Source organism: Exiguobacterium sp. PHA03 (assembly GCF_041945985.1).
GTDB lineage: Bacteria > Bacillota > Bacilli > Exiguobacteriales > Exiguobacteriaceae > Exiguobacterium_A.
Window position 1 is genome coordinate 632,783 of sequence record NZ_JAUTYQ010000001.1, and the last position, 12,018, is coordinate 644,800.

Below are 12,018 nucleotides of genomic sequence, written 5' to 3' on the forward strand. Positions count from 1 at the left end.
TTCGTAACCGACGCACTTCTTTTACATATTTTCCAAGTTTCTTACGGCAATATAGTTCATTGGCATTGTATTTTTTGAAATATGTTCTATCATAGTGAATGGAAACGTTTTCTCGAAATGGTGAGTACATACCGAACTGTACAAGAAATGCGCTGCAATCGTCAGGAATCGTAGGTGTAGAAGTAGATGGAGGGACATAGAAGCATGCAAGAATGGAAAGTATCTGGTCAGAAACGGATTGATATCGAAAGCCGGTTTCGTCCAGAAATCGAAGGGCTACGCACGGTAGCTGCCTTACTCGTCGCAATTTATCACATATGGTTCAATCGTGTCTCAGGTGGTGTCGATGTCTTCTTCGTCATCTCGGGTTTTTTAATCACGACATCAATCATCTCGACGATCAACCGGACAGGAGAGTTCAAGTTCCTTCCGTATGTGACAAAGTTGCTGAAACGACTGTTGCCATCGGTTTTATTCATCTTAGGAGTCGTCTTGGTATTAAGTACGTTTTTATTACCAGCATCGATTCTCGGTAAAACGATTCGTGAAGTCGTCGCCTCGATGTTCTTTTATCAAAACTGGCAACTCGCCGTCTCAAGTACTGATTATTTGGACGCGACGCAAATGAAGTCACCCGTCGAACATTTTTGGGCGTTATCGATCCAGTGGCAATTTTATATGATTTGGTTCGTTTTGTTTTCGTTCATCTTATGGATGATGAACAAATATCAGATTCGGTCAATTAAAGCCGTCCTCAATGGTCTGCTTGGATTCTTGTTCGTCACGTCACTTGCGTACTCGATCTATCTGACTGAAATCAATCAGCCATGGGCGTATTTCATTACGCCGACACGGGTTTGGGAATTCGCCTTAGGTAGCTTGTTATGCGTGAACTTATCGGCGATCCGTATTCCGAAATGGGTGGCAACGATCATCGGCTGGGTTGGTCTGATCGGTTTGCTGACGACCGGTGTCCTGTTTAATGTCTCGCAAATGTTTCCTGGTTATATCGCACTCTGGCCGATGACATGCGCCTTGATGATCGTATTATCAGGGACGCAAGAGACACAGTTCGGATTAAAACGGTTCCTCGGATCTAAACCAATGGTCAAACTTGGGGGGATTGCCTTCGGGATTTATCTCTGGCACTGGGTACTGCTTGAGTTCTATCGCTACAACGTCCAACAAACACCTGGTCTGCTCGTCGGCACATTGATCATCGTCTCGTCGATCGGCTTATCGTATCTGATGACGGAATGGATTGAAAAACCGATCCGGACTTCAACCGTCAATCGGACAGCGTTCAAGAAATTAGGTGCGCTGTTGACGGTCAACGTTTTGTTAATCGGATCATTACTTGGATTCGCATATATGGAAGAACAAGAGCTGAAACAAGCCGTCAGTAAGAATAAATATCCGGGTGCCTTAGCAATCGAGCAGGCATTGTCTGTACCGAAGCAAGACCCATTCCCGTCATATGCGAACGTCTTCAATGACTTGCCCCTCGTCCATACGGATGGTAGCAACCAAGGGCTGCAAAAGACGGAAGCAAAAGTCGGCGAATACGGGAAGACGAAGGATTATAAAGCAACGATTGCACTCGTCGGTAGCTCGCACTCGGAGCAATGGTTCGGTGCCTTACATGAAGCAATCAAAGGGACGGACATCCGTTTACTCAACCTGACGCGGTCAGGAACACGTTTTTCAACCGGATATGAACCGGACTCGCTAAAAGAGATCTGGAATCAGAACGTCCTGAACTATTTGAAAGATGCCGATGTCGATTTGATCATCTCGCACGTGACGGCAGCGGATGCTTCAAAAGACAGCATCCATCAACAAATGGTCGACCAGATGCAGTTCGTCAAGGACGAGTATGGTATTGATGGATTGGCGCTTCGAGACAATCCACGGTACGATTTTAATGTACTCGAGGCACTGGAGACGACAAGCATCGCTGACACGACGAAACAGATGAACGCGCAACCGAATCAAACGGATGAGGCGTATTGGAAACAATTCGAAAAAACGAACCAGTCGCTCCATAAGCTGGATTTGACGCGTTACTTCCACGTCAAAGGCGAGTATCGTCCCGTTATCGGCAATGTCGTCATCTATCGCGATAACAGCCATATGACGAATACGTATGCGGAAAGTTTTGCTCCGATGTTTAAGAAAAAGCTCAACGAGGTCCTCGCAGAAAAATTAGCAACGGACGAATAAAATATGTAAAACGGCTTGCATCCAGAAAAGGGTGCAAGCCGTTTTTTCGTATCATCGCTCAAACAGAGTAACTGCCGTCGGGTTGTTCAAGTAATTCAAGGGTTTGAGTGCGCATCGTTTGATCCGTTTTGAAGTACGCATCGACGACACGAGAAGCGGCAAACCCATCCTCCATCGGACCGTACGTCGCACGGAATGCATCAAGTTGCGCTTGATACATTTTCGTCAGACGCGGAATGTCCGATAAGGCGTGAAGCAATGCTTCTTCCGTTTCTAAGATCGGTCCTGGAAGATCGTTGTAGTAGTCGAGGTAGAACCCGCGCAGCGTATCGCGGTAGAGATCAAGGTCATACGCATAGAACATCATCGGACGATTCATGTTCGCGAAGTCGAAGAAAACAGAAGAATAGTCCGTGATCAGTAGATCGGTGATCAAGTATAGTTCTTGAATATCCGGATAAGTTGTCACGTCGATGAACTGTTCCCGGTGCTGTGCCGGAATCTTCGGCTTTTTCGTGACGAGCACATGCGTCCGAATCAAGAAGACATACTCATCGCCTAACGCTTCTGCGACCCGGTCGAAATCAAACGGATAGTCGAAGTAGAACTTCCCTTTACCAAGCGACTGATGGTCACGGAAAGTCGGTGCATACAAGATGACTTTCTTGTCTTCCGGCAGTTGAAGCTGCGTCCGGATCCGTTCGATTGTCGCCGCATTATTCGCCGTAAAGAAGAGATCGTTTCGCGGATAACCAGATTCGACGACCGGTCCCCCGTACTGGAACGCACTTCTAAAGATGTTCGTCGCATAGGGACTCGGAGACAAGAGGACGCTCCATTGCTGGATCGCGTTCGTTACACGCTCGACATAGCCTTCGTCCCGTCCATGGATCTCGTCTAAGTCAAACAACATCTTCTTCAAAGGTGTGCCGTGCCACGTCTGGATGTAGGTCGTCTCTTTTCGCCGCGTCATGTAATGCGGGAAGTTCTGATTGTTGACCCAAAACTTCGCCGTCGCCATGTAATAGAAGTAGGCAGGAGATAAGCGTTTGATGACTTTTGCGTTCGGATCTCCGAGATAAAGCTTCTTGTTATAGATCCAGACGACTTTGTAGCCGAGTGCTTGTTTCTTCAGTTCCTCATAAATGTAACGCGGACTGTCCGCGTAATGTTTACCGAGCCCACTCTCGAAGACAACGAGTTTCGGGTCGACCGGCAAGACGCGTTGCATGAGTCGATATCCTGCCTTCATCGTCGGGAAGTAGAACCGGCTACGACGATAGACCTTAAAGAGGATGTTCGCCGCCTCGTTCGTCTGAATCTTCTCTAAAAGACTCGTCTGTTTCGTATAATTAGCGATTGTTTGATAGACCTGATCAGAGTAAGTCGTATCCGTTTTCGTCAAGAAGACGTCAGCGCGTCGTTTGTATTCATCCGCCATCTTAAAATCACGGCGTGCCGTCGCGTCGAGATCCTCGAACAGGTCATCAATCGTTTTTGAGATTCGACCCGGTAATTCGTTTTCGAGATCGAGATACGAACCGAGAGGACCGATGAAGCGTTTCGGGTCGAATTGCAGGTAATGGACCGGTCGCTTTAAGAAACTGAAGTCAAAAGCGACACTCGAATAGTCGGTGACGAGCAAGAGGCTCTCCTTTAACAATCCTTGAACATCGCGTTCGCCCTGATGGATGACCGTGATCGGTAAGTTCTCGAAGTGACTCGAATATTGCTGCATGTTTGGATGCAGGCAAAGAACGATCTCGAGACGATGCTGTTTCGCGTACGCATGCAAACGATCACTCGATAGGAACGCTTGGTACTGCTGATAGTATTCTGATTCGAAGAACTGGAGTGGCGTCTGTAACCACGACCGCCACGTCGGAATGACGAGCATCTGACGTTTGACCGGGACGTCATTTTTCAAGAGTGCATCAAAGCGAGACAAGCCAGTAATTTTGACCTCGCGCTCAGCGTATCCCATATCTTGTGTGACGAGTCGTTTTTCCCGCTCCGAGCTGACAAGGAACAAATCCGTGTCGAAGGCAGCAGCAAATTTCCCGTATTGATTGTTCATGTTCTTCGTTCCGAGAACCCCATGTTGGATGAAGACACGATCTGCACGCATCTTGCGTTTGAACGGCTCCGAGCGAAGCGGATACAAGTATTCCGCGTGGTGTGTCCCGATGACCTTCTTTGCCATCAAAGAGTGATAGATGTGTTCCTTCGATTTGATCGGCAAGACGTTTCCGAGCGGAGCGACTTGCGCATATTCGTTCGACGCCGGATCAATGACGTAATAGACCGGTCGCTCCGGATAGGTCTCGCGCATGTATTTGAAGAAGTGGTAACCATTGTCCTGCGCTTTATATGGACGTTCTCCGACGAGCCACGTGTTCTTCTCGGCAAACAGCCGGTAGAGCGGGGCAAACGTCATCAGATGATTCAGATAGGCGTAATTTTCATTCGTGAACTCGGTCATCTCAAATGATAGATTCCGGTGACCGACCGTGTAGTACGGAATGATATGCATCGTCGACGTCTCATCTTTCCCTAACGCTTCCGGTGTCAGCTGACGCGTGATATAACGGGCACGACCGAGACGGTGTAATTTCGGTTCCGATCGGTGATAGAAATCGAGCGTGATGAAAGCATCATAAACCCCTTCTTGCAATTGGGCTGCTTGGTAGAGGTGCGACCAGTGAATCTTCGCCGTGTAATGATAGCGATACAATCCGAATTTTTTCGCACTTACCTCGTTTTGGTACAACCAATCGATTGGGATAGGGACTTGATCGCCACTCTCTCGGTGAACAAGGAGCAACCGTCCCGTCTTGATGAACGCATGACGCGTAAAGGCTTTTCCGCTGATGACTGTCGTCGCCTTCGTCTCATTATGGACCGCATCGATTTGAATCTTCGGCTTCGTCTGCGGTTCTTTGTTCAGCAACAGACGCAGGTTGCCTTTTAGGTCCGTATACAACTGGACGAATTCGTTGAACGTCTCATCCATCAACGGTGCGAGCGGCGCAGGGATCTGCGTATCAAGGAAACGTCCTAGCAGAATCTCACGGGTGAAGACAGACGCGTCGAGCGTAGCATGACTCGGTAAGCCGTCAGATTCCCATTTCTGTAATTGCTCCGGTGTGAGGTGTTCAACTTTTTTCGTGAACGTAAGCCAAAGCGAAAAACGACCAATCGGATAGAGCGTATCTTGATCGGCTTCGACGGACTCGATCTCAGCGAGACCGTCTTCTTCGACCGTCGGAACGTCCGCCTCTTCTTGCATCTGAGCAACATGCTGACTCAATTGAGACACGATTGAATGCGACAGCTGAAAGGTGAAGCGATGATCGTCCAGTTGGTTCGGCACTTCAAGGACCGTCTCTTGCGATCGATCGCGGATACGTAACGACGTGATCGTCAGCAACGGATCATTCAATTGACCGGATAGCGTATAGTCTGTCGGCGAAGATTGAATCTTTAACGATTCTTTTAATGCCGATCGTTTAAGCTTTTTTTGTTTTTTCGGAAGTACGGAATGTCCAAATTGGAGCACCCGGAGAGCAGATTTAAAAAGCATGGAATCAAGGAACCTCCTACTAAAAGATGTTATATGAAAGCGTTATCTTCCCTTAGCATTCTATCATAATCAATAGCTAAAACATCCTAAAATTTGAAAAACAATGCGGACTTTGGTGGATAGACAAAAAAACCTCCTCACAGGGGAGGAGGTCGACTAACTATTCGTCGAGCTGATTCAAAAGCATCAGCCAATTTTTCGTGAAAAGATCATCCGAAAAACGCTCAACCGAATGCAAGGCGGCTTCGCCCATTTGACGTCTTAGGGATGGTTGCTCCATCAAGCGAATCGCTGCGTCAGCAAAGGCTGACGAGTCTCCAGGTGGAATGATAAATCCAGTCGTTCCATGCTCAATGATTTCACGGGGACCGTAACAAACGTCGTAGGCAATGACCGGAACACCGTGACCCATGCTCTCAAGGATTGCCATCCCGAACCCTTCGGATTGCGACGTAAAGATCGTTGCGACAGCACCATGATAAGCGTCTTGAATGTTCGTAACGAACCCTTTGAAACGGATGTGCTTCGTTAATGACAATTCCTTGATCAAAGCATGGAGATCCTTTTCGAGCTGATCGTTGTAACCGAAGCCATAGAAATCAAGGAAGGCATTGGGGTGGTGGTTGACGATCTTCCGCATGACACGGACACTCGCAGCGACATCCTTTTTGATTTGAATGCGCGAGACAACGATGAACCGATTCGGATCAGGTTCAGGAAGTACCGAGTAGTCGGCTTCCGGAACAGCACCAACACCGTGTGGAATCGCATGGAACGTTTCCGGATGACCGAACTGGTTGGTCATATGCGCTTGTTGACGAGGTGTTGCCGTGATGACATGATCCCACTCGTCGATGCGACCGAATAATGTATCCCAGACACCACTGACGGCTGCTGTCTCATTGAAGGGCGACACGAAGTGATTGCTATGCCCGAAGGCAATCTTTTTAATATTCGGATGCTTGATGTCTAGGATGACCGCATCCAAATTTTTTTTCGGTAGGTTGGCAAGACGATCCCGGTATTCTGATGAGATCAAGACCGCGTCATGTTGATCTAACAGCTTGTTCAAAACGAACGTATTAAAGATCGCTGGATCATTGAACTGTTTTTCCTGACCGGCTTCGAAATAAAACAGATGGCTCCAATCCGCCGAGTTGATTTTATGCCAAATCGTCAAATAACACGTTCCATCACTGTGGAAGAAGGAACGAGAGACCGGCTTATTCGATGTAAGCGAATACTGGATCGTCTGCACCAACTGCCCGTTATCAAGGTATTCCTCGCGGCGTAGGCGATGGCGATTCTCTGAAAAATAATCGATGAAGCTGAGCTGATTGTTAGCGTCAAACCGAGCGTACTGGACGTATGTACCATTGTCGAACAATCGATAGGAATCTTTTTCGGCACGGCTCGCATCGAGGAACAACGTATACCGTTTTTCCCAACGCGGAATCAATTCGGCTTTCGAAGAAACGACGGACCGTTTGTCTGCCTGGCGACGTGCTAAATAATTGATGACGTTGACGACCTGGATGCGAGGATCAAGCAACCGTGCTTCGACCATCTCTTGACGAATTGTTTCGAGATTCGGTTGAATCCCTAACGTCACGAGCGTCACGTTTCGCTCCGGATCAGCCGCGATGATCGCATTCGTGCGTTTAATGACTGCTTTTGATAAACCGCCACGCTGGGCTGCTAACGTATTCAATGTAAAAAACAAATCTCGTGTCATAGGGCATCTCCTTATATAGCGCTTACAATTTTATTTAGTAGCATAAAATATGGATCATATGGTGAACCTTGTCCATACTATAGCATACTTTGTTGGAATAATAAGGAACCTAGGAACGAGATCTCTCTATCCCTAGGTGTATTGTTAAGCTTCGTTGATCGGTTGAACGAATGATCGATTGGCTGTGATGTACATATCCTGAGCCGTTTTCAAGCGTGGTGTGCCTTTCGATGACAGGACGACCTTCTCAATTTGAACCACTGTATCGGGGGTGTTTTTCGTCGGTAGTTCATTTTTAAAGTTACGATCGGCGTACTGTTTACATGTCTTCAAAATCCGGACTGCTGCTGGAGGCGCAGTCAGATACGTCTCGTTATCGATCACAGGCGGAAGATGGACATATTTTTTGTTTGCCGTGACGTAAGCTCCATTAGCCGTGACGAGTCGTGGTGTGCCAGCAAGCGTCAACTGTAGATCACTGATTGTCAGGAGTTGACCGACTTCGAGCGCTGCTTGCTTATGCTCAAATTCGAGGTCATCATACAAAAAGGCTTTCTCGAGTACGACGACTTGCGTCGGTGCTTCGATATGATACTTCGTCGCATCAATTTTCTGTAACGGTGATTTTTGTTCTTCGGGACGAAATTCGACTTTAAGTTGCTGATAATGCAAATGCATTTCGTCGACACTACTCGGTAACGTCATCCGGACGACGAACGGATGATAGTCGTCATGGATCAGCATCAATTGGAATGGATCTGAACGCGGTTCGAGTGCCTCAGTCGGAATGAACAGTTCGTTCTCATCGATATGGAACGGAACGGCGGTTTCCGTTGCTTCATCGTTGGGTGCGATTAAGAGAACTTGATCAACCGAAGACATGTCGTCTTTGAGTAATTGTACGACTTCATAGAAGAGACCATCAACGAGACGCGTGCCTGCATACGAGGCAAAGAATGGCTCAAGGACAGGCCCGAGATGATGCAACGAAGCAGGCATTCGGTAATAGAGACGATTCTCCGATACATATCGCCGGGCTTTATGTTTTTGGACAAGGAGCGTGATGAAGGTGACGAAGCTGTCATAATCTTTTTGCTGAAGTAAGGCGTACTGTTTTTGAAAGATGTCATCAAAAATGAAATCCGCTGGATCTGCACCATGGCGTTCAAAAACGGCAATCATTTCGCGGAACAGGTCAAAAAAGGTCTGCTGTTGCGGATGCTCAAGGAAACGCTTGTTGTTGAACAGTCGGGAGAGGAAGTCCATCTCGATCAACCGACTCAATGCATGCGTTTTAGCAACTGCCGGAATATCAAGTTCGAGCGTTTTCTCAAGCACTTGTAAATTGAAGGTCGTCTTTTCGAAAATACTTGTTTGTCCGACAAGCGAATCATTCATCGCGAAACGATTGACGTGATAGACCGGTGCCGGATTCATCGAAGCCGTTTGGCATTTCGAGATGGCTTCAAAGAAGAAGAGTTTATCTTCACCGTACTGCATCGCGCTGAACCGAATGTTATGTTCAAGCAAGACGGAGCGCTTCAGAATTTTCCCCGGAGGTCCGACCGCGCGGAACACTTTGTCGATTTCATACGGAACAAGCTGATTCGCTGTCGTAAACGATGCAAAGCGACCAACCTTTTGAATCGACGTGTCGGTATGTTTGATCGTTTGACCGAATGCGATATCGGCATCATGCGAAGCGGCTTGTGCGACGAGTTGAGGGAATCCGACTGGGTCGAGACGATCATCAGCATCTAAGAACGTGATGTACGTACCTGTCGCTTCTTCAATTCCGACGTTTCGCGGTTGTGCAGGACTGCCCGTATTTTCAGGAAGTTCGATGATGCGAATGAAATCCATCGTTTGTGCAGCCGTGTGGAGAATCGATAACGATTCATCCGTCGAACCGTCATCAACGAAAATCGCTTCGATTGTTGAGTGATCGAGCAAGAGTTCTTGGATCGATGCGATACAAGTTGAGAGATATGTCGCCTTATTATATACAGGAATAATGATTGATGCGGTTCTTTCCATCAGTAATTCCCACCTTAAACTAAATATTAAAAAATACCCCCTGAACTGTGCCTTAAAACAGATGAAGGAAAGAGAAGGGTAAGAAAACACGAAAATGGTCGATGACTCCATTAAATAATAGAGTCATCGACCATTTAAACAGGTAATACATCAGCCTTATAGGATTGGAATTACTTGATTCCAATATTCTCAAGGTATTTTTTTTCAGAGGAATCAATTTTACGATTGATTTGTTTCGTATATGTCTTTCGCGCGTAATTTGATCCGTCTTTCTGATAAATGGCTGTCTCACGTCCAGATAATTGATTGTAATAGATTTCAATTAAATCTTGATCCTCATAGACGATGACTCCCGTTTCATCAGTGTTTCGCTTTAGTTGCTGGTTGATCTGTTGCTGCTTCAAGTACTGGTTTTCAGATTTGAAGACTTGATTGATGGCTGCATCGTATTTCTGTTTTGCTTCCTCACTAGTCGTATTTCCGTCTTGATCGTAATTGCTACATCCAGCTAGACAGACGATCGAAAATAGCAGTAAAAATAAAAGTTTACTTTTCAAATGCGAACCCCTCCGAAGTACACGTTCTGTATTACCGATAGTGTACATCAAGGCAACACTTCATATGTAGCTTACTTAAGAAAAAGGGAAGTGTTTCATGTTGGTCGCACTATAGTTCGATGGCATCGATGACGCCTTCAGGATACTCCCAGACATTGCCTTCAATGAGCCATTGATGATGGCAGTTCGGACAAGCGACTTCCGAAGAAAAGTCATACTGGATTTCGAGACCTAAGCGCCGGTCTTCGTACGCTACACTATGTAAATCTTCAATGAGAATCTCATCCTTGAATTTCTCGCGACAACGTGGACATTTGAATTTCGAATAATGACTGATGACCGTATCCATTCGATTCAACTCCTAAATAAAGAATAAGTACCGTATACAGTATAATGATAACGCTTACATAAAAGTGTTTTAAATTAAAATTGTAATCAAAATGGAATATATCATATGAATAAATAAAAATTCCCATAAATGGTTATGGCTTTTATAATGAAGAAGAGAAATTGATTTTTCAAGAAAACAACAAATGACAAGAAATTATAAATTTCATCGACTTATTACTTAAAGGGATCGTGTGACAATATGCAACTCATTAAACAAATCAACGGTCATAATCATTTTTGGTTGTTCGAGAAGGATGGACGGACACTTTACACGTTTCACGGCATTATGGGAGAGCGGTTAGAAGAAGCAATGAGCGAGCAGAAGTTCTCGCGATTTTTCAATCTGGATGCCTACATTCGGGAGCTCGTAGCTGAGAAAGAAAAAGACGGTTACTCCGCCGTTCAAGAAGCAGATTACTATGAGATTGTCGTCGAAATCTTTTGTCAGGATACAGAGTATGACATCATCTTTGAGCATCGTTCGAATATCGAAGACGACCTTCATACATTTCTTTTTCAAATCGGCAACGGTTATTTTGTTGAGGATGATTATGGTCCGGAAGCCATCGAATTCGTCCTTCATGTCCTCGAACCATCTCAGATCGTCCAACCCGTCATTGAATATTTTAAGAAACAGTATGGAGTGACACGGCTTCGGATGGGGCAGGCAAAAGTTCATTATGGCAGACGCTTGACCGGGCTCTATCCTGAAGGGAAAAACTTTAACCGAAAAAATTAAAGACAAAAATGTATAAGAAGGAGTCACATAGATGACATATCAAATCGGTTTACCAGGTGTTACTGAAGAGAGATTACAAGAGGTAGAAGAAGAACTTGGCTTTAAGCTTCCGAAAGAACTACGAAATAGTTACAAGCACGAAAATAAATTCAGCATCGGCGAATGGGAGTTTCATCCGATCAAGGACGAGCAGTATATCAAGCGGACATGGGACGACCTTGTTCGTGTTAACACAACGGATGCGGAGGACTACCCATCCGGTTTCTTACGAATCGCACATGACGGAACAGGTGACGAACTCGGGTATCAGCTTCCGGATACAGAGACAATCGTCTTATGGGATCATGAGGAACAAGAATTATTTTCGGTAGCACCAACGTTGAAGATATTCATTGAAAAGGAACAACAAGTGGATCGCAGTGCAGAACAAGCAGAACTCTTCGTACAAACGGTCATCGAGACAGGCGCCGTCTATGGTCTATCAAAATTTGAACAGTCGGGTTGGGCCTATTGTCCTTCGAATCAAGAGGAATCGGATGTATTGTTATTCTTTTCGTCGAAATCAGCGGCGAAAGCGCTACAGACGAAGGAATGGGCGGACTATCACTTGATTCGCTTGGATTTGGATCTATTCATGGATGGCTGGTTGCCGAACATGATTGACGATGGACTGTATTGTGGCTTGAACTGGGGACCGGAGCTCGTTGGACTTGAGCTGGATCCAGAAGATGTCCTAGCAGATCTGGAGGGTTAA

Annotated in this window: 8 protein-coding genes; 3 read left to right on the forward strand and 5 right to left on the reverse strand. The window is 46.1% G+C overall.

Annotated elements, in window-relative coordinates; genetic code table 11:
• The first annotated feature begins 204 nt into the window (after positions 1 to 204).
• The gene (locus Q7C19_RS03305) at positions 205 to 2,223 is read left to right on the forward strand and encodes an acyltransferase family protein (protein ID WP_375091605.1); all 2,019 of its coding nucleotides are present in this window, start codon (positions 205 to 207) and stop codon (positions 2,221 to 2,223) included.
• 58 nt (positions 2,224 to 2,281) lie between these two features.
• Here the strand turns inward: Q7C19_RS03305 and Q7C19_RS03310 are convergent, their stop codons facing one another.
• The 5 genes from Q7C19_RS03310 to Q7C19_RS03330 form a co-directional block, all read right to left on the reverse strand.
• A complete protein-coding gene (locus tag Q7C19_RS03310) occupies positions 2,282 to 5,806 on the reverse strand; it encodes a CDP-glycerol glycerophosphotransferase family protein (RefSeq protein ID WP_375091606.1) in 3,525 nt (1,174 codons plus the stop codon).
• A 160-nt stretch (positions 5,807 to 5,966) separates the two neighbouring features.
• A complete protein-coding gene (locus Q7C19_RS03315) occupies positions 5,967 to 7,541 on the reverse strand; it encodes a glycosyltransferase (protein WP_375091607.1) in 1,575 nt (524 codons plus the stop codon).
• A 144-nt stretch (positions 7,542 to 7,685) separates the two neighbouring features.
• Positions 7,686 to 9,578: a DUF5776 domain-containing protein gene (locus tag Q7C19_RS03320; RefSeq protein WP_375091608.1), complete on the reverse strand. Its 1,893-nt coding sequence runs from the start codon at positions 9,576 to 9,578 to the stop codon at positions 7,686 to 7,688.
• Between the two features lie 170 nt (positions 9,579 to 9,748).
• The gene (locus Q7C19_RS03325) at positions 9,749 to 10,135 is read right to left on the reverse strand and encodes a hypothetical protein (RefSeq protein ID WP_375091609.1); all 387 of its coding nucleotides are present in this window, start codon (positions 10,133 to 10,135) and stop codon (positions 9,749 to 9,751) included.
• A 109-nt stretch (positions 10,136 to 10,244) separates the two neighbouring features.
• Positions 10,245 to 10,484 carry a hypothetical protein gene (locus tag Q7C19_RS03330; protein WP_035408336.1) on the reverse strand — a complete coding sequence of 80 codons (240 nt, stop codon included), beginning with the start codon at positions 10,482 to 10,484 and terminating at the stop codon, positions 10,245 to 10,247.
• A gap of 240 nt (positions 10,485 to 10,724) precedes the next feature.
• Between Q7C19_RS03330 and Q7C19_RS03335 the strand changes: the two genes are divergently transcribed.
• Complete coding sequence (locus tag Q7C19_RS03335) at positions 10,725 to 11,264, forward strand: hypothetical protein (protein WP_375091610.1); 540 nt, start codon at positions 10,725 to 10,727, stop codon at positions 11,262 to 11,264.
• 31 nt (positions 11,265 to 11,295) lie between these two features.
• Positions 11,296 to 12,018 carry a DUF2750 domain-containing protein gene (locus tag Q7C19_RS03340; RefSeq protein ID WP_375091611.1) on the forward strand — a complete coding sequence of 241 codons (723 nt, stop codon included), beginning with the start codon at positions 11,296 to 11,298 and terminating at the stop codon, positions 12,016 to 12,018.

Bases quoted from the DNA above. Each gene is read 5' to 3' on its own strand.
- Q7C19_RS03305 (WP_375091605.1), top strand. From the start codon at position 205: ATGCAAGAATGGAAAGTATCTGGTCAGAAACGGATTGATATCGAAAGC.
- Q7C19_RS03310 (WP_375091606.1), bottom strand. From the start codon at position 5,806: ATGCTTTTTAAATCTGCTCTCCGGGTGCTCCAATTTGGACATTCCGTA.
- Q7C19_RS03315 (WP_375091607.1), bottom strand. From the start codon at position 7,541: ATGACACGAGATTTGTTTTTTACATTGAATACGTTAGCAGCCCAGCGT.
- Q7C19_RS03320 (WP_375091608.1), bottom strand. From the start codon at position 9,578: ATGGAAAGAACCGCATCAATCATTATTCCTGTATATAATAAGGCGACA.
- Q7C19_RS03330 (WP_035408336.1), bottom strand. From the start codon at position 10,484: ATGGATACGGTCATCAGTCATTATTCGAAATTCAAATGTCCACGTTGT.
- Q7C19_RS03335 (WP_375091610.1), top strand. From the start codon at position 10,725: ATGCAACTCATTAAACAAATCAACGGTCATAATCATTTTTGGTTGTTC.
- Q7C19_RS03340 (WP_375091611.1), top strand. From the start codon at position 11,296: ATGACATATCAAATCGGTTTACCAGGTGTTACTGAAGAGAGATTACAA.